This window comes from Salipiger marinus (assembly GCF_035481585.1).
In the GTDB taxonomy this organism is placed as follows: Bacteria; Pseudomonadota; Alphaproteobacteria; order Rhodobacterales; family Rhodobacteraceae; genus Salipiger; species Salipiger marinus.
On record NZ_JAYKSL010000007.1, the window covers coordinates 164520 to 187360 of the forward strand.

Genomic DNA, 22841 nt, shown 5'->3' on the forward strand with positions numbered 1-22841 from the left:
CCTTCCGTGACCCCGGGCGCCGCCGGGCCTTGACCGGCGGCGCCCCCCTTCATCCAGCACGCCCATATCCAGCCCGATCGGAGCCACCTCCATGCGCAGACTGGAAATCATCCTGTCCCGCCTCGTCTGGTTCATCCCGACGCTCTTCGGCCTTGTCTTCGTGGTATTCTTCATCTCGAACGTGATCCCGACCGATCCGGCCCGGATCGTGGCGGGCGAGAACGCGACCGAAGCGCAGGTTCAGGCGCTGCGTGCCGAGATGGGCCTTGACCAGCCGCTTTTCGTCCAGTTCGGACGCTATGTCGCCGACCTTGCGACCGGAGATCTGGGCAACAGCCTTTATACGCAGCGCGCGATTGCGGATGACCTGCTGCACCGCCTGCCCGCGACGCTGGAACTGACCATGGCGGCGATGGTGATCGCCATCGGTCTGGGCGTTCCGCTCGGGGTGATCTCGGCGGTGAGGCGCAATTCCCTGATCGACCAGACCCTGCGGCTCCTGTCGATCTCTGGCCTCGCCGTGGCAAGTTTCTGGCTGGCGATGGAACTGCAGATGTTCTTCTCGACCAAGCTGGGCTGGACCCCGCTCAATGGCCGGATCGCGGGCTGGGGGCCGGATGAGGTGACCGGTTTCTACCTGATCGATTCCGTGCTGACCGGAGACTGGACCTCGTTCCGGGACACGCTGCACCACATGCTGCTGCCCGCCATCACGCTTGCCCTGCCCGCCGCCGCCACGCTGGTCCGTTTCACCCGCGCGGGCGTTCTGGAGGTCATCAACTCCAACTTCGTGCTCTACGAGCGGGCGATGGGATTTCCGACCCCGCTCATCATCTGGAAATACGTGCTGCGCAACGCGCTGATCTCCACCGTGACGCAGATCGGCCTGATCTTCGGCACGCTTTTTGCGGGCGCCGTGGTGGTTGAAGCCGTGTTCGACTGGCCGGGCCTTGGCACCTACGCGGTGCAGTCCATCCTGCAATCGGACACCAAGGCGATCCTTGGCTTCTCGATCATCGTGGGCGTCGTGTTCATTGGCGTGAACCTGCTTGTCGACATCATCCACACCTTCATCGACCCGAGGACCCTGAAATGACCGCTCTGAAACGCCTTCTGGCGGACCGGGCCGCCACGCTTGGGGCCGCGCTGATCCTTGGACTCGTGCTGGTGGCGATCCTCGCGCCATGGCTTGCCCCCTATCCCGAGGACGTGACCGCCTTTCACCTCAGCCAGCGGCTGGAGCCTCCGTCGGCAGAGCATCTTTTCGGCACAGACCGCATGGGGTCGGACGTGTTCTCCCGCATCCTTTTCGGGGCCCGCATCACCATCACCATCGCGGTGATCGCCGTTGGCGTGTCCGTCGCCATCGGTGTCCCCATCGGGCTGATCGCAGGCTATTACGGCGGTTTTCCGGGCGGGTTCCTGATGCGGACCTCTGACGTGTTTCTTGCCGTGCCGCAGATCGTGCTGGCGATCGCCATTGCCCAGACCCTCGGGCCCTCGGTGGAAAACGTCATCCTTGCGCTGTCGCTCACCTACTGGCCGTTCTGGGCGCGGCTTGTCTATGCCGAGACGAGATCGCTCAAGGCCCAGACCTTTGTCGAGGCGGCGCTGGCGCTTGGTGCGTCGGACTGGCGGGTGATGGTGCTGCACATCCTGCCCAACACCGCCTCCGCGATCATCGTGCGCACCTCCATCGGCATGGGCGCCACGATCCTCACTGCCGCCGCGCTTGGCTTTCTTGGACTTGGCGCACCGCCGCCCACCCCCGAATGGGGCCGGACCATTTCGGAGGCGCGGGAATTCCTGCCCGAGGCATGGTGGTATGCCGCAGCACCGGGATTTGCGATCTTTCTGGTCGTCATGGGCTTCAACCTGCTGGGGGACGGCCTGCGCGACATCCTCGACCCGAAACTGAGAAAGGGCAGCCGATGACCGACGCTCTCCTGACCGTCGAGGGCCTGTCCCTCGGGTTCCGCGGGGATGGCAGCTTTGCCCATATCCTCGACGGTGCCAACATGACCATGAACAAGGGCGAGATCATGGGCCTTGTCGGAGAATCCGGCTGCGGCAAGACCACGCTGGCCAGCGCCATCCTTGGCGTCCTGCCCCGGCATTCGCTGGAAATCCGCGGCGGGCGCATCCGTTTTGACGGCATCGACATGCTGGATGCGACGCAGGCCGCGCAGCAGCAGTCCGTCCGGGGCCGCCGCGTGACGTTCATCCCGCAGGATCCCTTCACCTCTCTGAACCCGGTCTTCACCATCGGCCAGCAGATCGAGGAACTGATGAAATGGAAGTCGCCGCGCCGCGCCGCCGCACCCTCGCGCCTGCCCACGCTCCTGACACCCTATCCGCCCGCCCGCCGCCGGGCCGACCGGGAAAAGATCATGGAGATGCTGAACCTCGTCCAGCTTCCCCGCCCCGATCAACTTCTGAAAAAATACCCGCACGAAGTGTCGGGCGGGCAGCGTCAGCGGCTCATGATCGCCATGGCCCTGCTGCCCGAACCTGACCTGATCATCGCAGATGAGCCGACCACCGCGCTGGACGTGACGATTCAGGCGCAGATCCTCGGCCTTCTGCGCAATCTTGCCAATGACCGCGGCGTGGCCGTCATGCTGACGACCCATGACCTTGGCTCGGCCTACGAGATCTGCGACCGGATCACCGTGATGTATGCAGGTCAGGATGTGGAAGCCGCCCCCGTGGCGGAGTTTTTCAACCGCCCGACGCATCCCTATACCGCAAAGCTGCTGGACTCGCTTCCAGAAGGCGGCGGCGGAATGACCGGTATTCCGGGAGAACTCCCCAGCTTTTACGCCCCGCCGCCGGGCTGCCGGTTCCAGACCCGCTGCGACCGCGCGACCGAGGCCTGCCGCAGCCGACCGCCCGCCGACCTTGCCGGACCCGCCCATATCGTGCGCTGCGTCCATCCGCTGTTCAGCACTGCCGCCGCTCCGGCCCGGAAGGAGGCCCACGCATGACCGACGCGCCAATCCTGACCGTCACGGACTTGACCGTCCGCTTTCCGATCCGTGGCCCCTTTGCCCGCAAGCTGGGCGAGATCAGGGCCCTGGACGGGGTGAGTTTCGATCTTGCAGAAGGCGAAATCCTTGGGCTCGTGGGCGAATCCGGGTGCGGTAAATCCACGCTCGGCAAGACGCTGATGGGAATTCAGGCGCCCAGTTCGGGATCCATCACCTTCGCGGGCAAGGAAATCGCGGGCCGCACCCCGCGCGAGGCCCGCGAACTGCGCCGCAGGCTGCAATATGCCTATCAGGATCCCGGCGCCTCGCTGGATCCGCGCTGGAAGATCGGCAAGTCTCTGGAAGAGCCGCTGATCATTCACACCGATCTCCCGCGCCGGGAACGGCTGAAAAAGGTGGCCGAGATCCTGACCTCGGTCGGGCTTCCCGCCGGTCATGCCGATCTTTTTCCGCACGAGATCTCGGGCGGGCAGCAGCGGCGCGTGGGCCTTGCCCGCATCCTGATGCTGAATCCCGAGGTCGTCATCCTCGACGAGCCCACGGCGGGCCTTGACGTGTCGGTGCAGGCCACGGTCCTGCGGCTGTTCCGCGACCTCCGCGACACCTTCGATCTGACCTATATCTTCATTTCGCATGACCTGTCGGTGGTGCGGCTGATGTGCCACCGCGTTGCGGTCATGTATCTGGGCCGCATCGTCGAGATGGGGCCGGTCGCGGATCTGATGGATGACCCCAAACATCCCTACACCCAGTCGCTTCTGGCCGCGATTCCCAAGGTCAACGGCCCGCGCGTGACCGAAAACTTCTGGCTGAAGGGCGAACCGGCGGATGCGTCGAACCTGCCGCGGGGCTGCCGGTTTCAGGGCCGCTGCCCGCATGTCCAGCCGGTCTGCCGGCAGGACGATCCCGCCGACCGTATCGTGGGCGCGCAAAGCGTGGCCTGCCATTTTGCGGGCGAGGTCTTTCCGCCCGTACCAACCGCCAAGGAAAGCGAACGCGCATGACAAAGACAGCCCTCATCACCGGCGGCGGACGCGGCATCGGGCGCGGCTGCGCCCATGAACTGGCCCGTCAGGGCTGCGACATCGTGCTGGCCGATCTCATCCCCGAAGATCTTGCCCGGACCAAGGCCGAGATCGAGGCGATGGGCCGATCCTGCCGCACCTTCGTGGCTGACGTGTCCGATTTTGCCCGCGCGCAGGAGGTTGTGGCCGAAGTTGAAGCCGCGTCCGGTCCGCTGGCAGTGCTGGTGAACAATGCGGGGCGGTCGAACACCGACGGCATCTGCGAGATCACCGAAGAAAGCTTTGACCGCACCATCGCCATCAACCTCAAGGGCGCCTTCAACTGGACCCGCGCGGCAGCGCCGGGGATGGTGCGGGCGCAGGCGGGCAGGATCGTCATGATGTCCTCGCTCAACGCCTATACCGGCGGAGTCACTTCGGCCGTGTCTAAATTCGCCTATACCACGGCGAAGGCAGGCCTTCTGGGCATGACGCGCGCCTTGGCCAAGGAACTGGCCCCACATGTGCTGGTCAATGCCGTCTGCCCCGGCGTGATCGAGACCGAGCGCTCCAATGATCTGATACGCGCCCGCAAGGCGGATCTGGAGGCGGGCATCTCTCTGGGCCGCACCGGCACGCCCGCCGACGTGGCGCAGGTCGTGGCGTTTCTGTGCCTGTCCGACCCCTGTTTCGTGACAGGTGAAGACATCAAGATTGACGGGTTCCAGTGGGTGATCTGAGCTGCGCCCGCTGACCCGAAAGAAGCCGCCCGTATGGACCGCCGCCCGTGACCGAACTCCGCCGCCCCGCCGCACCCGCATGGGTGCCGGTCGTGGTCACCGTGACGCTGGTGCAGGCAGTGCTGGCCCTGATGAGCCGGACCCTGCCGCTGCTGGGCCTGCCGTTGACGGCGGCGACCGGCATGCCGCCGGAGGCCGTGGGCCAGCTGTCCTCTGCCACGGCCTTCGGATCGATGGTCTTCTTTCTCTGGGGGCCAGCGGCTGCTGCCCGGCTCACCTCAATCCGGCAGCTCCAGCTGGGGTGCGTCATCAGCGCGCTGGCGCTGCTGCTCTGCGGCCTTGGTCACTGGCAGGGGATGTTGCTGGCAGGTTTCGTGATCGGGCTCGGCTATGGCACGTCGACCCCGGCGGGCGCTGACCTGCTGATGCGGGTGGTGCCAAAGGACCGCCGCGCGACCATCTTTTCGGTGAAACAGGCAGGCGTGCCGCTTGGCGGGCTTGTTGCCGGGCTGCTGCTGCCCGCCGTGGCGCTGCACCTTGGCGGGATCCCGGCGGCGCTGACCGCAGCCTCGGCACTGGCACTTGCTGCCGCCGCAGCGCTTGGCCGCTGGCGGGGCTCGGTCGACAGCAGCCCGCCCCCCGAGCGCGGCCTGCCCATGCGGGATCTGATGCTGGCTCCGGTACGGGTGATCGGTCTGCTGATGCGCGCGCGCCAGCTGCGGCTCCTGACGATGGCGGGATTTTGTCTTGGCGTGGCGCAGGGCGTGCTGATGGGCTTCTATCCGGTCTTTCTGTCCGATCACGCGGGCTGGTCGCTGACCGCCGCAGGCGCGGGATTTGCCCTGCTGCAAAGCATGGGGGTCATAGGCAGGATCGCCATGGGCTGGGTGTCGGACCGCATCGGCGATCCCGTCCGGGCGCTGTCGGGACTCTGCGTCCTGTCGGGGGCCACCATGATGCTGCTGGCCACCATCGGGCCCAACAGTCGCGCGGCGTGGATCGTGCTGCTTTCCGCACTTGCGGGCATCACGGTGGTGTCGTGGAACGGCGTCTTCCTGACCGGGCTTGCGGAAACCGCCCCCGAGGGCCGCGTGGGCGAGATCACGGCAGCGGGCACCTTCGTGCTGTTCGGCGGCTATGTGGCCTGTCCGCTGCTGATGCAGGCGGTGTTCTCCGCCTCCGACGGCTATGCCACGGGGCTGATCCTGTCGGGTCTCGCCCCGGTGCTGGCAGGGTCGGCGCTTATGATCGGGGCCCGCCAGCGCCGGGGCCACCCGCCGGGGACATAACAGGCGCCACGGCGCGATAGGATGACGAAAGACTGGACATGAGCAACTTCTCCAAGACGCAGAAAATCCGCAAGGAAGTGATCTGGACCGAGGGCGGCGTGGTCGCCTCGCAGCACCGCAAGGCGGCGGAGGTCGGGGCCGCAGTGCTGGCGGCGGGCGGCGATGCCATCGACGCGGCGGTGGCGACGTCTTTCGCCGTGGGTGTGGTGGAACCGTGGATGTCCGGCCCCATGGGCGGCGGGATGATGACCCTCTGGCGCGCTGACGAGCAGCGCGCCGAGACCATTGAATTCGGCATGCGCGCCCCCGCCGGACTGAAACCCGAAACCTATCCTCTGGAGCCCGGACACAAGGCAGGTGACCTTTTTCCGTGGACCCGGGTCAAGGAGGATCGTAACGTCTACGGCGCCACCGCGGTCGCCGTGCCGGGCACCGTCGCGGGCATGGATCTGGCGCATCGCAGATATGGCCGGGTAGCGTGGTCCGAGCTTCTGGCCCCCGCCGTGACCCTTGCGGAGCAGGGGATGCTGATGGACTGGTACGCCTCGCTGATGATCGCGTCGGCCACGCGGCAGCTTGCACAGGATCCCGATGCCGCCGCCCTCTTCCTTGTGGACGGGCAGTGGCCCAACATCGCAGGCTGGACGGCGCTTTCCGACGCGCGTCTGGACCAGAAAACCCATGCCACGACGCTGCAGCGCCTTGCGGAGCATGGCGCACGGGATTTCTATGAGGGCGAAAGCGCCCGGAAGCTGGTGGAGGACGTGCAGGCCAAGGGCGGGTCGCTGGCGCTGGACGATCTTGCCGCCTATCGCGCCACCGCCTGCGCGCCGCGCAGGATCCGCTACCGCGATGCCGTGATCCACGCGCCGTCCGGTCTGTCCGCCGGGGCCGATCTGGTCATGGCGCTGAAGCTGATGGAAGAAGGCTTCACTCCCGGCGCCGCGCCCTCGCCGGAAAGTTACGCCAGCATGGCCGCCGCGCTTGGCAGCGCCTACCGCCACCGGCTGGACCATTCCGGCGACACCGGCGAGGTTGCGCAGGCGCCAGCCTGCACCACCACTTTCAGCGTGGTGGACCGGCATGGCAATATGGTGAACGTGACCCAGACGCTGCTGTCGATGTTCGGAAGTCATGTCGTCTCGCCCCAGACAGGAATGCTGCTGAACAACGGCATCATGTGGTTTGATCCCGAACCCGGCAGGCCGAACTCTCTGGCGCCGGGCAAGCGCTGCCTGATGAACATCTGCCCCACCCTTGGCCAGAGCGGCGACCGGATGTTCGCCATCGGCGCTTCGGGCGGGCGCAAGATCCTGCCCGCCGTGACCAACCTCATCAGCTTCCTGTGCGATTTCGGGATGGATCTGGAGGAGGCCTTCCACACGCCGCGCCTTGACGCGTCCGGGCCAAGCGGCGTGGTGGTCGACGAGGCCCTGCCCAAGACGGTGCAGGCGGCGCTGCGGGCCTTTGGTCCGGTGAAGACCGCGAAGGCGACCGTGCATCCTTATGCCTTTGCCGTGCCCGCAGCCGTGATGCGCAAGGGCACCCGCAACTGCGGCGTGACCGAGGTCATGACCCCATGGGGCGATGCTGTCCATGAAGACGGGGACGGGGTCGGCGTCTAGCCGCGCCGTCCCGCGGGAACAGCCCCGCCTTGGACAGATCGCGACGGCCAAAGGGAGAGGCGGATTTTCAGAGGGTTTTTGCGCTGCACCGCCTCTGATACCTCAGGCGTATCAGTGAAGCCAGACAACGCATTGGATCAGGATCAGTCTCCTCCGTAGTCTCGTCACAGCACATCAGTCCGAAACGACGATGCGGGGAGGATACAGGACATGACGAGGTATCACGGAGCCTATGCCGAATGGCGGCAGGATCCTGAAGGCTTCTGGACAGAGGCCGCAAAAGCGATCGACTGGGACGTTCCTCCTGCGCAGATCCTCGCGACGGCCGAGGCTCCGTCTGGCCGATGGTTCGAGGGTGCGCAGTGCAACACCTGCTACAACTGCGTCGACCGGCATGTCCGGGCCGGGCACGGAGCCCGTGCGGCGATCCGCTATGACAGCCCGGTCACCGGGACAAAGGATGTCTACAGCTACGACCGGCTGCTCGCCGAAGTCTCGGCGCTGGCCTCGGTGCTGCGCGCCCGTGGGGTCGGACGTGGGGACCGGGTGCTCATCTACATGCCGATGGTGCCGGAAGCGCTGGTGGCCATGCTGGCTTCGGCCCGGCTGGGGGCGGTCCACTCCGTCGTCTTCGGCGGCTTTTCCGCCGAAGAGCTTGCGCTGCGGATTGACGATGCGAAGCCCGCCGCGATCGTCTCGGCCTCCTGCGGCATCGAACCCGCGCGCATCGTGGCCTACAAGCCGCTGCTCGACGCCGCCTTGGACAGGGCGGCGCATGATGTGCCGCATTGCCTGATCCTGCAGCGGGAGCGGCAGCGCTGCGACCTGCTGGCGGGCCGTGACGAGGATTATGCCACGGTGGTCGGCGCGGCGCTGGCTGCCGGAGAGACCACGGACTGCGTCCCGGTGGCGGCGACGGATCCGCTGTACATCCTTTACACCTCCGGCACGACCGGACGTCCGAAAGGCGTCGTCCGGGACAATGGCGGACACATGGTGGCGCTGCGCTGGAGCATGGAGCATCACTATGGACTTGAACCGGGCGAGACCTTCTGGGCCGCCTCCGATGTGGGCTGGGTCGTGGGCCACTCCTACATCTGTTACGGGCCTCTGCTGCATGGCTGCGCGACCGTGCTTTACGAAGGCAAGCCGACCGGAACCCCGGATGCGGGCGCCTTCTGGCGGGTGATCGCAGAGCATGAGGTTGCCGCGCTGTTCACCGCACCGACGGCGCTTCGGGCGATCCGCAAGGTCGACCCGGACGGCCTGGCCATCGCGCCTCATGACCTGAGCGGCTTCCGGACGCTGTTCCTCGCCGGAGAGCGGTCCGATGCGACCACCGTGGCATGGGCGCGGGAGAAACTCGGGCGCCCCGTCGTCGATCACTGGTGGCAGACCGAAACCGGCTGGCCGATGACCGGCAACCCGGTCGGCCTGGGCCTGCTGCCGGTCCGGCCCGGCGCCGCGGGGGTGCCCATGCCGGGTTACGACATCCGCGTCCTTGACGATGCAGGAAGCGAGGTGCCGCCGGGCACGCTGGGCAACATCGTCTGCAAGCTTCCCCTTCCGCCCGCCGGGTTCACCGGGCTCTGGGGCGCGAAGGAGAGGTATCACGAGACCTATTTCGCGGAGTTTCCGGGCTATTACGCGACCTCTGACGCCGGCTTCCGGGATGCAGAGGGCTATGTCCATATCATGGCGCGCACCGATGACGTGATCAATGTCGCAGGGCACCGCCTGTCCACCGGCAGCATCGAAGAAGCGATCTCGTCCCATCCGGATGTGGCGGAATGTGCGGTCGTGGGCCGCGCGGATGACCTCAAGGGGCAGGTGCCGCTTGGCTTTGTCGTCCTGAAGGACGGCGTGGCCCGCGATGCGGCGACGCTGGGACGGGAACTCGTGGCGCTGGTCCGCGACAGGGTGGGGCCGGTAGCAGCCTTCCGCGAAACGCTCTGCGTCACCCGGCTGCCAAAGACGCGCTCCGGCAAGATCCTGCGCGGGACAATGCAGAAACTTGCCGACGGCGAAGAGGTCCGGGTGCCTCCCGCCCTCGAGGAGCCGCAGATCCTCGACGAGATCCGCAGCGCGCTCCGGGCGCATCTGGACAAGCCAGCCCACGCCTAGGCGACCGCGGGCGACACGATCCGCGTGCCGCTTGGCATCGGGAATGGCAGTGACATCGGCGCTCGCCCCACACCGGACGAGCAGGAAATGAAGGACGGCCCTTGGCACGTCCGGCAGGAATGGAGGGGACCCATGACAAAGATCGCAAAGGTCGAGACGCTCAGCTGCGACGCGGGCTGGCGGAATTACTACTTCTGCAAGGTCACGACCGAGGACGGCACCATCGGCTGGAGCGAATATGACGAAGGCTTCGGCTCTCCGGGCGTGTCGGAGGTCATTGCGAAGCTGGGGAACCGGCTGATCGGCCTGTCGGTCATGGATCACGAACGCTTTCACGCCGAGGCCTACTGCCTGATCCGCCCGGCAGCCGGGGGCATCGCGTCGCAGGGCATCGGCGCGCTGGAAAACGCGCTGCTCGACGCGAAGGCGAAAGTGCTGGGCGTGCCCTGTTTCGAACTGCTGGGCGGGCGGATGCGTCCGGCGGTGCCGGTCTACTGGTCGCATTGCGCATCCTGGCGGATCAATCACCCGAAAGTTTATGGCAACGGGATCACCACGCTGGACGGCGTGCGCCAAGCGGGGAAAGAGGCCCGCGAGGGCGGCTACAAGGCGGCCAAGACCAACCTGTTTCTGCTGGACGAAAACAGCGAGAACCCGCGTTCGTGGCGGCCCGGCTTCGCAGCCCCCTTCCACCCGGAACTGAACCCCACGCCGAAGCTGCTGCGCGACCTGCGCGCCCATCTTGAAGCGATGATCGACGGGGCCGGACCGGAGGTGGAGATCCTGCTGGATCTCAACTTCAACTTCCGCACCGAAGGCTATGTCCGCGCCCTGCAGGCGATCGCCGACCTGCCGCTGTTCTGGGTCGAGATCGACAGCTACAGCCCCGAGGCGCTGGCCTATATCCGGTCCCGCAGCCCGCATCCGATCAGCACTGGCGAGACCTTTATCGGCATCCGCGAGTTTCTGCCCTTCTTTCAGGCGCAGGCGCTGGATGTCGCCATCGTCGACACAGTCTGGAACGGGGTCTGGCAGTCGATGAAGATCGCGAACCTTGCGGAGGCGTTCGAGGTCAATGTCGCGCCGCACAACTTCTACGGCCATCTCTGCACGATGATGAACGCGCATTTCTGCTCCGCCGTGCCCAATCTGCGGATCATGGAACTGGATATCGACCGGACGCCTTGGGATGCGGACCTGTTTTCCGCCGTCCCGCAGGTCAGGGACGGGATGCTGCAGGTGCCGGATACGCCCGGCTGGGGCATCGAACCGGTGGAGGCGGCCATCCGCGCCCGCCCGCCGCTGCAGGATGCAGGCCTGTTCCGGGCCCGTCCCGCAGCCTGAGCGGCCCGGACCTCACGACATTCACGAGACAGCAGCAAGGAGAAGACGATGCTGGACTGGAAAACCTACCGCAAGGACGTAAAAGGCCGCGTCGGCGAGCTGGCACAGGCGGCGCCGGAGGCCATCAAGGGCTACATGGCTCTGGCCACCTCCGGCGAGAAGGCACAGCACCTCGACGGCAAGACGCGGGAGCTGATCTCGCTGGCCGTGGCCGTCACAACTCGCTGCGACGGCTGCATCGCCAGCCATGTCGAGGCGGCGATCAAGCATGGCGCCACCAAGGAAGAACTTTCCGAAGCGCTTGGCGTGGCGATTGCCATGAATGCCGGGGCCGCGCTGGTCTATTCGGCGCGAACGCTCGACTGCTTCGACCAGATGTCGAGCTGACAAAAGGCGGCATGGCGCACGCGACGCCGATCGCATCCCCGCTGGAGGAGCGGAGCGGGCAGCGGCAGCGCCATGCCCCGGCACAGAGACTTAAATCAGGGAGGAGACCTGCATGAAACGTCGTGATCTTTTTGGACTCGCTGCGGCATCGACACTGGCTCTGGCCGCAGGCACGGCATCCGCCGCCGACTGGCCGGACGGGCCTATTCAAGTGATCGTGCCCTTCGGCGCAGGGGGTGATACGGATTTCAACGCACGCCTGCTGTCCAAATACCTTGAACCGGCCCTCGGAAGCTCCATGCCGGTGGTCAACATCACCGGGGCGGGCGGCACCATCGCCGCGCGGCAGGTCATGGATGCAGACCCGGATGGGCAGACGGTGCTGTTCTTCAACACCTCTTTCCTCGCCAGCACGGCTTCGGGCATGGCGGATTTCAGTTTCGAGGATTTCGACATGGTGGGCATCGCGGCAGAGGAGCCGGGCGCGGTCATCAGTGTCGCCGGGGATGCGCCATGGGCGTCGATGCAGGATCTGATCGACGCCTCCAAGGCCGATCCGGGCAGCATCGACCTCACTGCAAATACCGGCGCCACCACCTATCTGATCGGCAGCCAGCTGAACGCGGCGGGAGCGGAGTTCAATTTCGTCGATGTGGGCGGAGCCTCGGGCCGCCTGACCGCCATTCTGGGCGGCAATGTCGATGTCAGCCAGAACCCGATCGGGCAGGTCCTGCCCTATGCCGAGAACGGCGAGCTGAAAATCCTCGCCACCATGGCGGCAGAACGCACCGATGTGCTGCCGGACGTGCCGACGCTCCGGGAACTGGGCTACGACATCGAGCTTCAGCTGGAATATTTCTACCTTTTCCCGAAGGGCGTCGATCCGGAGGTGATCGACAGCTTCGCCGCGGCCATCCAGCAGGTCGTCGAGGGCGACGCGGCCTATGCCGACGAGATCTACAAGGCCTACTACCAGAAGCCGCACTGGCTGGACCGCGACGCCGCCAATGCCCGGCTGCGCGACGTGCTGTCCGTCATGGAAAAGGTCGAGTTCTGACCGGCGGGGCACCCGCTGCCCCGCAGTCCCCGCAGCGCCCAAGAAGGAGACGTCATGTCAGAGCTTCGTCGTGACCTTGTATCCGCGGCAAGTCTTGCCGCTGTAGGGACTGGTGCCCATCTCATCGCGCGCGGCATCGAGGCGCGGTTCAAGACTGGCGTTGATTCCGGCTTCTTCCCGGAACTTGTCTCCGCCGCGCTGGTGCTCAGCGCCGCCATCATCGCGGGATCCGCGCTCCGCCGCCGCCAGCAGGTCGAAACCGACACCCCCTCCGGATCCACTTGGCGGGTCTGGGGGGCCTTTGCCGCGGTCGTGGCCTATGTCGCCGCCCTGCCGATTGCCGGGTTTCTGGCCAGCACCGCAGCTTTCCTGTTCGTCCAGATCAGCGTGCTCGCCCCGGCCGAACGCAGGCGGCCGCTGGCCTTTGCTCTCGTGGCACTGGTCGCCGCCGGGATGATCCACGCCATCTTCAGGGTCGGGTTCGGCCTGCCGCTGCCGCGCGGTCCGTTCTGAGGGAGAGAACCATGCAGAACCTTTCAGGCATTCTCGATGTCTTCGCGCTTGCTCCCCTGCTCGCCATCTTCGGCGGCGTGGCTGTCGGGATCATCTTCGGCGCCATTCCGGGGCTGACGGCCACGATGGCAGTCGCGCTGTGCCTGCCGCTGACCTTCGGCGTGGATCCTGTCACGGCGCTGTCGCTGCTGGTCGGGCTCTATATCGGCGGCATCTCGGGCGGGCTGATCACCGCGATCCTGCTCAACATCCCCGGCACGCCCTCCTCCATCGCCACGACCTTCGACGGATACCCGATGACCCAGCGCGGCGAGGGCGGACGCGCGCTTGGCATCGCGATCTTCTACAGCTTTCTGGGCACGCTGGTGGGGTGTGCGGTGCTGTTCCTCGTCGCGCCGCCGCTGGCGCGCTTTGCGCTGCAGTTCGGCAGCTTCGAGTATTTTGCCATCGCGGTCTTCGCCCTGACGCTGGTCGCCGGGCTTTCGGGCGGCAATCTGGCCAAGGGCCTTGCCAGCGCCCTGATCGGACTGCTGGTGGCGATGATCGGTCTCGCGCCCGTCGATGCCTATACCCGGTTCACCTTCGGCATCCACGCGCTGGACGGCGGCCTGTCGCTGCTGCCGGTGCTCTTGGGCATCTTCGCCGTTTCCGAGGTGCTGAAATACGCCGAAGGTGCGCAGGACGCGCAGGAGGAAGCGGCGCCCGCCTTCCGCCTCTCCGGCTTCTTTGGCGTCAGCTCTGCCGATTTCAGGGCGTGGTTCAGCAACTTCACCCGGTCCAGCGCCATCGGCGTGGCCGTAGGCCTGTTGCCGGGGATCGGGTCGGCCTCGTCGAACCTGCTGGCCTATATGGCGGCCCGCAGCGCCGCCAAGGATCCCGACAGTTTCGGCAAGGGCAATCCGCAGGGGCTGGTCGCGTCAGAGACGTCGAACAACGCCGGGATCGGGGCCGCGCTTGTGCCGCTGATGGCGCTGGGTATTCCGGGCGACTCCGTTACGGCGCTGCTCTTGGGCGGCTTCCTGATCCACGGCATCCAGCCCGGACCGCTGCTCTTCACCACCAATGGTCCCTTGGTCTACACGATCTTCACCGCGCTGCTGCTGGCGGCCATCGTGATGCTGCTTCTCGAATATTTCGGCATCCGGCTGTTCATCCGCATCCTGTCGGTGCCCAAGCACTATCTGCTGTCTCTGGTCTTGGTGATGTGTGTCGTGGGCGCCTTTGCCGCGAACAACCGCCTGTTCGACGTCTGGACGCTCTTGGCCTTCGGTCTGCTGGGCTATGGCATGCTGCGCTTCGGCTACCCGTTCGCGCCGCTGATCCTCGGTTTCATCCTCGGCCCGATGATCGAGGAGAACCTGCGCAGCGCGCTGATGTCCACGCGGGGAGAGTTCCTTCCCATCCTCGAACGGCCCGTCGCGGCGCTGTTCCTCGGGCTTGCGGTGCTGTATCTGCTGCTTTATGCGGCGGGCCGCGTCGCCCGCAGCCGCAGGCAGCGCAGGACGGCACAGGCCCCCATGCCCCCGGAGTGAGACGGCGGCGGCGCAGAACGGCGCGAGGGAAGACAGACGATGTTCGAACTCAAGCAGCTTAGGTGTTTTGTCGCGGTCGCCTCGGAGATGAACTTTCACCGCGCGGCAGACCGGCTGAACATGACCCAGCCGCCGCTGTCGCGCCAGATCAAGCAGCTGGAACATGCGATCGGCATCGAACTTTTCGACCGGTCGGGGCGGCAGATCCGGCTGACACCCGGCGGGGAGCGGTTCCTGCTGGAAGCACGGGATCTGCTGCGCCGGGCCGAAGACAGCGCGCTGGTGGCGCGGGCGGTCGCAACGGGCCAGCAGGGCTCGGTCACGCTGGGGTTCGTGCCGATCGCCACTCTGGGCCTGCTGCCCCGGATCGTGCCTGTGCTGTCGCAGGAATTCCCGGCCATCCGCCTCGTGCTGCAGGAAATGCTCACGCTGCATCAGGTGCAGGCGCTGACCTCCGGACGGCACGACCTTGGCATCCTGCGGACGCCGCCAAGCCGCGAAGGCCTGCAGTTCCGCCTGTTGCGGCGCGAGCGGTATCTGCTGGCGATCTACCGGGACCACCCGCTTGCCACGCGCGACGATCTCACGCTCAGGGATCTCGAAGGGCGCGACATGCTCATGTATTCGCCCGGCGCGGGCTGGTATGGCCATGATCGCATCCGGGCCCTGTTCGTGGAAGCCGGGGTGCAGCCGAATTTTGTCCAGTATTTCGGCGAGACGCTGACCATGCTCTCTCTGGTGAATGTCGATGCAGGTGTGGCGCTGGTCACGGAATCGGCCCGGGATCTTCAGCTTGCCAATGTCGTCTACCGCGAGATCGCCCTGCCCCGCGATCTGCGGTCGGAGTTCTGGCTGGCCTTCAGCCCGCAGCGCATCAATGACCCGGTGGTGCGCCGGGTGCATGACCGGATCCTCGGGCTGTTCCCCAATCCGGACCAGCCGGAAAGCTAGGAAAGCCGCTGCGCCATCTCTTCTTCCACAAGGTCGAGACAGCGCAGCGCAATGCCCGTGCGGGCTTCCTCCGTGGCGGATCCGACATGCGGGGTTGCGGCGACGTTCGGCAGGGCAAGCAGCGCGGGATTGCCTCCCGGCTCGCTGCAGAAGACATCAAGCCCTGCCGCCGCAAGCTGGCCTGAGGCCAGAGCCTCGATCAGCGCGCCTTCATCGACCAGACCCCCACGTGCGGCATTCACCAGCACCGACCCGTGGGGCATCCGCGCGATCCGCGCGGCGGACAGCAGGCCTCGCGTCATCTCGGTCTCGGGCAGATGCAGGCTCAGCGTGTCGACACGGGGCAACATGGCGTCGAGATCCGAAAAAAACGGCTCGGACCGTCCCGCCGCAGGCCGCCGCTGGTGATACATGACCTGCATGCCGAAGCCTTTGGCCCGGTCGGCCACAAGCTGCCCGATCCGGCCCATTCCGACGATCCCGAGCCTGCGGCCGGTCACCCGCAGACCCAGCTTCTCGGCATATCCCATGCGCCGGGGCCAGCCCGCCCGCAGGGTCGCCGCATGTTCCGTGGCGCGGCGGCAGGCCATGAGCAGCAGCATCAGCGTCAGATCCGCAGTGTCTTCCGCCCCGATTTCCGGCACGTTGTGAATGGCGATATTGCGCGCCCGCGCCGCGTCAAGGTCGATATGATCCAGCCCGGCCCCTGTGGTCGCGATCACGCAAAGCCCTGCGGGCAGGGCCGCGATGGTTTCTGCGGACAGGGTCAGGTTGGTTCCGATGATCATGCCCTGCGCGTCATGGGCGCGCGCGCCCTCAAGGGTTTCCGCGACCGACAGCGGGCGCGACGCCAGCCGCAGGTTGAACCGCGTTCCGGCGACGCGCTCGGCCTCCGGGGTCAGCGGGCGTGGTATCAACACCCGCCAGCGCTGTGCCGGGTGCATGTGCGGGAACATCTCGGGTGCCATGGATCACTGTCCTTTCAGGATGCCCTCCATCTGCAGCGATGCCCCGCGCAAGTCCAATCGCGTTTCCGCATTGACCGATACCGCCAGCAGTCTGGATCACCGGAGCGAACCGCGCGATAGTCGATGCGGAGAGAGGAGCGTCACAGAATGATCACCCGAGGCTACAAGGCGCTGATCGCCGAAGCAGAAGCAGACATCGAAACCCTGCCCGTTGCGGCGGCGAAACCGCTGCTGGACGATGACGGCGTCCAGTTCGTAGACCTGCGCGACCGCCGGGAACTGGAACGGGAGGGCCGCATTCCCGGCGCCTTCAACTGCCCGCGCGGCATGCTGGAATTCTGGATCGATCCCGAAAGCCCCTATCACAAGCCGGTCTTCGCAAGCGGCAAGCGGATCGTCTTTTACTGCGCCAGCGGCTGGCGCTCGGCGCTGGCCACCAAGGCCGCTCAGGACATGGGGCTGCACCCGGTCTGCCATCTTGAAGGCGGCTTTTCTGCTTGGAAGAAAGCGGAGGGTGCGGTCGAGGACGTGGCCGCAAGATAGCTGCTCCGGGGCGGCCCGAAGTCCAGAGGGTGAGCCATCAACCTGCGGGTTCCGTTGCGCGGGATGCAGGAGGCCCGCTTCGATGACCATGGCCGAAGCCATGCGCACGGGCAGATCCGATGGTTGGCGCAGCGCAGTGGAGCGCCGACCCATCCTCGTCTCGCAGAGCCAGATCTGGTGCGAGAGCTTCCTTTGAACAGGAAGGCCGGCACCACGCCGTCAGCGAAACGCGCGGTGCCGCAGGCTTCGGACACCGCCCTGTCACCAGACGTGCAAACGGACCCAACCGGGCTCTGGCTGTTCCGCAGGGGCCTTGTCTGCAGCGTCATGCGTGGAGGCAAAGTGGACCCGATGCCAGAGCGCCAGAGGCTTAGGGGACCGGCGAAAATCGGGCTCGCCTCAAATCGGCAGTGACGGAAAAGGTGCGTGCGCAGGCGGCAACAGGCCTGTTTCTGGTTCCTGTTCCCGTCCGTGACGCAGGGGCTTGGGGGCTGCAGGCAAAGGCAGACCTTTGTCACCCCGCCCCCCCGGCGCAGACCCGATCAAGGCGAAGACCTGGGTCCATCCGCAACCGTCCCTGCCGTCAGACCGAGGCCGCGACCCGGAAGCCGAGATTGCCGGTGGTGCTGTCGGGCGGATTGCCGGTGCGGGAATGCACGTGATAGCGGTCGCAATAGCTGAGATGACACAGGTAGGATCCGCCGCGCTGGACGCGGGCGGAGCCGCTGGCGGGGCCTTCCGGATCGACCAGAGGCTGCGGCCCTGGGGCGGGCGGGCCGAAGCGGTCGGCCACCCATTCCCAGACATTGCCGGTCATGTTGTAAAGACCGTAGCCATTGGGCGCAAAGGCATCGACCGGCGCCGTGCCCACGAACCCGTCCTCGGCACTGTTGTGATGCGGGAATGTGCCCTGCCAGATGTTCATGCGATGCGTGCCGCCGGGCACAAGCTCGTCGCCCCATGGAAACTTGCGCCGCGCCTGCCCGCCGCGCGCGGCCCGCTCCCACTCTGCCTCGGTGGGCAGGCGCAGCCCGGCCCATGTGCAATAGGCCAGCGCGTCGAACCATGACACATGCAGCACCGGGTGATCCTCGCGCCCGGCGATGCTGCTGCCCGGGCCCTCGGGCGCGGACCAGCAGGCGCCCGGCACGGCCCGCCACCAGTCGAGCCCCGGCGGGCTGCGAAAGGATTTGGCCCGGTCCCCCAGAAACAGGTGGAACACGAAGCTCCAGCCCTCGGTTTCGGCAAGGGTGCGCCAGCCCGTCGCCGCGACGAAGCGGGCAAAGTCGGCGGTGCTGACCACATGCGGCGAGATCAGGAAGGGCTGCAGCTTCACCCGGCGGCGCGGGCTGTCCAGATCGGCGGCAAAGCGCGGCCTGCGCGCGCCCATGTCGAAGAAGCCGCCCGGGATGGGGCGGAGCCGGGCGCGCAGATCTGCCGCCCGCGCGGGATTGGCCCGGGGCACCGCCTCCGCCGCCGCCTGCCAGCCCGGGGCCGCGGCAGCGGGGCGCGCCGCCCCGCAGCAGGTCGTCTTCGCCATGCTCAGCCCCGCCCCGCCGTCACTGCCAGCTTCTTTCGCCAGCGGGGGCCACGATGCCGCGCCGCGCGTCGCGGGTGCGCCAGCCGCTGTCGATATGCCAGTCGAGCATCCTCGCCTTCAGATCGGCCTTGATCCCCTGACAGGCGGGATCGTCCCACCGGTTGCGCTGCTCGCCGGGGTCGTCCTGCAGATCGAACAGCTGACCGTCCGTCGCGCCGTGGAACAGCACCATCTTGTGCGTGTGGGTGCGGATCATGGTCAGCAGGCTGGTGCCGGTCATGTTCACATCGCCGCCCTGTTCGCAGAACACCGCATCGCGCCCGGCAAACTCTGCCCCTTCCAGCGCGGGGGCCAGCGTTTCCGCCTCCAGCCTGGGATCGGGACTCAGCCCCGCCCATTCAAGGATGGTCGGCCCCAGATCAAAAAGCTGCACCAGCCCGTCCACCTGCCGCCCGCCCGCGAACCGCTCCGGCGCGCAGACGATCAGCGGCACGCGGGTGATCTGGTCATAAGGCGCCCATTTCTGGCTGAGCCCGTGATCGCCCAGATTGTCGCCGTGATCCGAGGTGAAGACGATGATCGTGTTGTCGAGCCGCCCGCGCCGCTCCAGCGTGTCGAGGATCTGGCCGACCTGCGTGTCGATCAGTTCGACATTCGCGTAATAATAGGCGCGCTGGCGGTGCAGTTCCTCGGGCGTGGGATCGAGTTTCCACGCGACGGAATCGTGATCCACCTCGACGTCATGCAGGCGCTTTTCCTTCCACGCCGGATGCAGATCCTCCAGTTCCTCGGGGGTGACCTGCGGCAGGGGCAGATCGCGCGCCATGTATTTTTCCGCAAGCTCGGGGGTGGGATCATAGGGCGGATGCGGCCCGGGAAACCCCACCACCAGAAACAGCGGCTCCACCACCGGCTTTGTCTCCAGCCACCACTGCGTGACGCCGCCCACGTAATTGTCCGACTGCAGCGCGGCGGGCAGATCCCATGTGAAGGCCCCGAGCCGGTCGCGGTAATCCTCGCGCTTGCGGTAATCCTCGCGCTGCTGCTTGCGCAGACCGTGGCTGGCCAGCGCCTTGTCCCACTCGTCGAAGAACCAGCGGCCCTCCATGTAGCGGTCCTTGTTCTCGACCACGAACCGTTCGTCGAAGCCCGCCTTGGCGTCATAGGGGATGGTGTGCATCTTGCCGATGTTCACCGTGCGATAGCCGGAGCTGCGCAGATCCTCGACCCAGCTGCGGCTCCACGGCTGGCCATTGGCATAGACGCCATTGGTATGCGGGTAATAGCCGGTGAACAGGCTCGCCCGGCAGGGCACGCAGGAGGGCGCGGTGACATGGCATTGCGTGAAGCTGACGCCGCGCTCCACCAGCCGGTCGATATTGGGCGTGTCCATATGGTCGAACCCCAGCGCGCGGATCGTGTCATAGCGCTGCTGGTCCGTGATGATGACCACGATATCCGGTCTGGCGTCGGTCTGAGTCATTCCTGCTGTCCTTCAGTCTTCGGTCTGGTCTGGGGGAGAAAGCTGCAATTCCATCAGGCGGTCCGTCAGGACATCGATATGCAGCTGCATGGCCGACATCGCGGCCTCGGGGCGGCGGCGGCGCAGGGCACGGCAGATCACGCGGTGATCCTCGACCGTGCGGCGGCGGTTCTCGACCGAGCGGGTCTGGCCATACCAGCGCCGCCACAGCGCCGAATTGCGCATCCGCCACAGATGGCCGACATAGGTGACCAGCACGCTGTTGCCCGAAGCCTCGGCGATCAGCGCGTGGTATTCCGCATCCGCCGCGTCATAGGCGGGCACGTCATGGATCGCTTCTTCCATCCGGCGCAGCCGCGCTTCGATCGCGTCAAGCTGGGCCTCGGTGGCGCGCTGCGCCGCCAGATAGGCGGACTGGCCCTCGACCATGCGCCGCGCCTCCAGCACCTCATAGGGGCCGGTTTCGCCCTTGACGGCAAGCTGGCCGCGCTCTGCCTCGCGCAGATGTTCGGACAGCACAAAAACGCCCGATCCCACCCTGATCTCGATGAAGCGCATGATCTCCAGCGCCAGCAGCGCCTCGCGCACGGTGGTGCGGCTGACATCCAGCTGCGTCGCCAGATCCCGTTCGGGCGGCAACCGCTGGCCAGCACGATACGCGCCTGCGGTGATCTGATCCGCCAGCAGCTGCGCCACCTGCAGATAGCGGCGCCCGCCGCCGGGAAGGTCCAATACGCTCATGTCCGGGCTCTCCGTCTTGCCATCCGCGCGGCATAGGGCGGCCAGATCAGCGTGACCAGCGCCAGTGCCAGAAACAGCAGCGCCCAAGGGCGGTGCAGCACGTCGAGCCAGTTGCCATCCGCCAGCATCAGCGAGGCGCGCAGCTGTTCTTCGGCGATGGGGGCCAGCACGAAGCCGATCACGAAGGGACCAAGCGGCACCCGCGCCGCCTCCAGCCCCAGCCCGACCAGCCCGAAGCCGATCATCACCCAGACATCGGCGAAGCTGGAATTGACGGCATAGGACCCGGTCACGCAGAAGATCAGGATGACCCCCATCAGCCCCGCGCGCGGCAGACGGACCAGCTGCGCGATCCAGCGCACCGCCCCCCACATCAGCACCAGCATCACCACATTGGCCAGCAGATAGGCCGCGATGATCCCATAGGCGATTTCCGGCGAGTTCTGGAACAGCAGCGGACCGGGCTGCAGCTGGTGGATGGTCAGCGCGCCGATCAGGATCGCCTCGGTCACCGATCCCGGAATGCCCATGGTGATCAGCGGGATCAGCGCGCCGCCGATGGCGGCGTTGTTGGCGGTCTCGCCCGCCACCACACCCGCTTCATGTCCGGTGCCGAACTTTTCCGGCTCGCGCGACATCTGCTTGGCGGTGGTGTAGCTGACCAGTGCCGCGATATTGCCACCGATCCCCGGCAGCAGCCCGATCCATGTGCCGATCAGCGACGACCGCAGCATGTTGGGGCCATGGGTGCGCAGATCCCCGGCCTGCACCGGCAGGCGGCCCTTGGGCACCGGCATGTTCGGCATGGGCGGCGCCGCCGCATCGCGCAGGATCTGCGAGATGGCAAAGGCGCCGATCAGCACCGGCAGCAGCCCGAAGCCCGACAGCAGGAAATCCGTGTCAAAGGTCAGCCGCGCCCGGCCCACCGAATTGTCGACCCCGGGCAGCGCAAAGGCCATGCCAAGCGCTGCGGCCAGCAGCCCCTTGACCAGCGATCCCTGCGTCAGCGCCGCCAGCATCAGCAGCGCCATCAGCACCAGCATGAAATATTCCCACGGCCCGAACTGCAGCGCAAAATGCGCCAGCGCCGGGGACATGCCCGCCAGAAACGCCCATGACACCAGCCCGCCCGCCACCGAGGCCATGATGCCAAGCGCGATCGCCCGCTCGGCCCGGCCCGACTGCGCCATGGGATAGCCGTCAAAGGTGGTGACGATGGACGAGGGCGTGCCCGGCATCCGCAGCAGGATCGCGGTGATCAGCCCGCCGGAAATGCCGCCCACATATTCCCCGATCAGCAGCGTGATCGCTGCCACCGGTTCCATGTGGAAGGTCAGCGGCAGGGTCAGCGCGATCAGCATGGTGGCGGTGAGCCCCGGAATGGCGCCGATCACGATGCCAAGCCCAGTGCCCGCCACCAGCAGCATCACCAGATGCCAGTCCATCAGGGCAAGAAATGCGTCGGTCATGTTACCCCAGCGAGATGTAAAGGAAATTCTGGAACGCCCAGGCCAGCGCCGCGCCAAGTGCCGCCCCCAGCACCGCATAGACCGCCCCTGCCCGCAGGTTGCCGCCGGTCAGGATCAGCCCGATGGCGGCCAGAAACACCATGGTGGCGATCCAGAACGGCACCCGTCCCAGATCCAGCGCCGCGACATAGGCGACCAGCGCCAGAAAGGTCAGCACCGACCGCCCCTGCCGGGTGCCCTCGGGCTGCGGCAGGTCGTCGTCGGGGGTGGGCCCCGGGCGGCGCAGCGTGACCAGCGACCGGCCCGCCATCAGCAGCGACAGCACGATCAGCACCACCGCCAGCGCGCGCGGCATCGCCGCCGATCCCAGCGGTTCGAACCGGGGCGGCGGCAGGCTTGCGGCCCCCGCCAGCAGCAGCGCCGCACCTGCGATGCACAGCGCCGCCAGCAGCAGGTCGCCAGCTGCGCGTCTCGTTATGGGGGTCATTCTTGCCTCCGCCTGTCCGGGCAGGGCGCCACCGCGCCCTGCGGAGAGAGCCTC

General features: G+C 66.7%; 21 protein-coding genes. 15 read left to right on the plus strand and 6 right to left on the minus strand.

Features of this window, described 5'->3' with window-relative positions:
• The first annotated feature begins 91 nt into the window (after positions 1-91).
• From VK682_RS11565 to VK682_RS11630, 14 genes are all read left to right on the plus strand, one after another.
• Positions 92-1096 carry an ABC transporter permease gene (locus VK682_RS11565; RefSeq protein WP_324781914.1) on the plus strand — a complete coding sequence of 335 codons (1005 nt, stop codon included), beginning with the start codon at positions 92-94 and terminating at the stop codon, positions 1094-1096.
• Entirely contained in the window at positions 1093-1935 is an 843-nt protein-coding gene (locus VK682_RS11570) for an ABC transporter permease (RefSeq protein WP_324781915.1), read from the plus strand. Before VK682_RS11565 ends, VK682_RS11570 begins: the two co-directional genes overlap by 4 nt.
• On the plus strand, positions 1932-2987 hold the full coding sequence (locus tag VK682_RS11575) for an ABC transporter ATP-binding protein (protein ID WP_324781916.1): 1056 nt from the start codon (positions 1932-1934) through the stop codon (positions 2985-2987). Before VK682_RS11570 ends, VK682_RS11575 begins: the two co-directional genes overlap by 4 nt.
• Positions 2984-3994, plus strand: a complete 1011-nt coding sequence (locus VK682_RS11580; RefSeq protein ID WP_324781917.1) for an ABC transporter ATP-binding protein — start codon at positions 2984-2986, stop codon at positions 3992-3994. The genes VK682_RS11575 and VK682_RS11580 overlap by 4 nt, the downstream gene beginning before the upstream one ends.
• The gene (locus VK682_RS11585) at positions 3991-4734 is read left to right on the plus strand and encodes an SDR family NAD(P)-dependent oxidoreductase (RefSeq protein ID WP_324781918.1); all 744 of its coding nucleotides are present in this window, start codon (positions 3991-3993) and stop codon (positions 4732-4734) included. The genes VK682_RS11580 and VK682_RS11585 overlap by 4 nt, the downstream gene beginning before the upstream one ends.
• A 47-nt stretch (positions 4735-4781) precedes the next feature.
• Complete coding sequence (locus tag VK682_RS11590) at positions 4782-6023, plus strand: MFS transporter (RefSeq protein WP_324781919.1); 1242 nt, start codon at positions 4782-4784, stop codon at positions 6021-6023.
• A gap of 38 nt (positions 6024-6061) precedes the next feature.
• Complete coding sequence (locus VK682_RS11595; protein WP_324781920.1) at positions 6062-7648, plus strand: gamma-glutamyltransferase; 1587 nt, start codon at positions 6062-6064, stop codon at positions 7646-7648.
• 210 nt (positions 7649-7858) lie between these two features.
• Complete coding sequence (locus VK682_RS11600; RefSeq protein WP_324781921.1) at positions 7859-9772, plus strand: AMP-binding protein; 1914 nt, start codon at positions 7859-7861, stop codon at positions 9770-9772.
• A 132-nt stretch (positions 9773-9904) separates the two neighbouring features.
• Complete coding sequence (locus VK682_RS11605) at positions 9905-11116, plus strand: mandelate racemase/muconate lactonizing enzyme family protein (RefSeq protein ID WP_324781922.1); 1212 nt, start codon at positions 9905-9907, stop codon at positions 11114-11116.
• Between the two features lie 48 nt (positions 11117-11164).
• The gene (locus tag VK682_RS11610) at positions 11165-11503 is read left to right on the plus strand and encodes a carboxymuconolactone decarboxylase family protein (protein WP_324781923.1); all 339 of its coding nucleotides are present in this window, start codon (positions 11165-11167) and stop codon (positions 11501-11503) included.
• A gap of 112 nt (positions 11504-11615) precedes the next feature.
• Complete coding sequence (locus VK682_RS11615) at positions 11616-12560, plus strand: tripartite tricarboxylate transporter substrate binding protein (protein ID WP_324781924.1); 945 nt, start codon at positions 11616-11618, stop codon at positions 12558-12560.
• A 54-nt stretch (positions 12561-12614) separates the two neighbouring features.
• Positions 12615-13073 (plus strand): tripartite tricarboxylate transporter TctB family protein, encoded by a 459-nt coding sequence (locus VK682_RS11620; RefSeq protein ID WP_324781925.1) that lies wholly within the window; start codon positions 12615-12617, stop codon positions 13071-13073.
• A gap of 11 nt (positions 13074-13084) precedes the next feature.
• The gene (locus VK682_RS11625) at positions 13085-14605 is read left to right on the plus strand and encodes a tripartite tricarboxylate transporter permease (RefSeq protein ID WP_324781926.1); all 1521 of its coding nucleotides are present in this window, start codon (positions 13085-13087) and stop codon (positions 14603-14605) included.
• 39 nt (positions 14606-14644) lie between these two features.
• Positions 14645-15556, plus strand: coding sequence for a LysR family transcriptional regulator (locus tag VK682_RS11630; RefSeq protein ID WP_324781927.1), 912 nt, complete (start codon positions 14645-14647; stop codon positions 15554-15556).
• On the opposite strand, the gene VK682_RS11635 is transcribed toward VK682_RS11630, so the two are convergent.
• The gene (locus VK682_RS11635; protein WP_324781928.1) at positions 15553-16524 is read right to left on the minus strand and encodes a 2-hydroxyacid dehydrogenase; all 972 of its coding nucleotides are present in this window, start codon (positions 16522-16524) and stop codon (positions 15553-15555) included. The genes VK682_RS11630 and VK682_RS11635 overlap by 4 nt on opposite strands.
• Before the next feature lie 147 nt (positions 16525-16671).
• Here VK682_RS11635 and VK682_RS11640 point away from each other — a divergent pair, with 147 nt between their 5' ends.
• Complete coding sequence (locus tag VK682_RS11640) at positions 16672-17067, plus strand: rhodanese-like domain-containing protein (protein WP_324781929.1); 396 nt, start codon at positions 16672-16674, stop codon at positions 17065-17067.
• A 583-nt stretch (positions 17068-17650) separates the two neighbouring features.
• Here the strand turns inward: VK682_RS11640 and VK682_RS11645 are convergent.
• The 5 genes from VK682_RS11645 to VK682_RS11665 are packed head-to-tail and all read right to left on the minus strand — an operon-like array spanning position 17651 to position 22787.
• On the minus strand, positions 17651-18607 hold the full coding sequence (locus VK682_RS11645) for a formylglycine-generating enzyme family protein (RefSeq protein WP_324781930.1): 957 nt from the start codon (positions 18605-18607) through the stop codon (positions 17651-17653).
• Between the two features lie 19 nt (positions 18608-18626).
• Positions 18627-20090 carry a sulfatase family protein gene (locus VK682_RS11650; protein ID WP_324781931.1) on the minus strand — a complete coding sequence of 488 codons (1464 nt, stop codon included), beginning with the start codon at positions 20088-20090 and terminating at the stop codon, positions 18627-18629.
• Positions 20091-20102: 12 nt separating this feature from the next.
• Positions 20103-20831 carry a FadR/GntR family transcriptional regulator gene (locus tag VK682_RS11655; RefSeq protein ID WP_324781932.1) on the minus strand — a complete coding sequence of 243 codons (729 nt, stop codon included), beginning with the start codon at positions 20829-20831 and terminating at the stop codon, positions 20103-20105.
• Positions 20828-22300 carry a tripartite tricarboxylate transporter permease gene (locus VK682_RS11660; RefSeq protein WP_324781934.1) on the minus strand — a complete coding sequence of 491 codons (1473 nt, stop codon included), beginning with the start codon at positions 22298-22300 and terminating at the stop codon, positions 20828-20830. The genes VK682_RS11655 and VK682_RS11660 overlap by 4 nt, the downstream gene beginning before the upstream one ends.
• Before the next feature lies 1 nt (position 22301).
• Positions 22302-22787: a tripartite tricarboxylate transporter TctB family protein gene (locus VK682_RS11665; RefSeq protein ID WP_324781935.1), complete on the minus strand. Its 486-nt coding sequence runs from the start codon at positions 22785-22787 to the stop codon at positions 22302-22304.
• Positions 22788-22841: the final 54 nt, after the last annotated feature.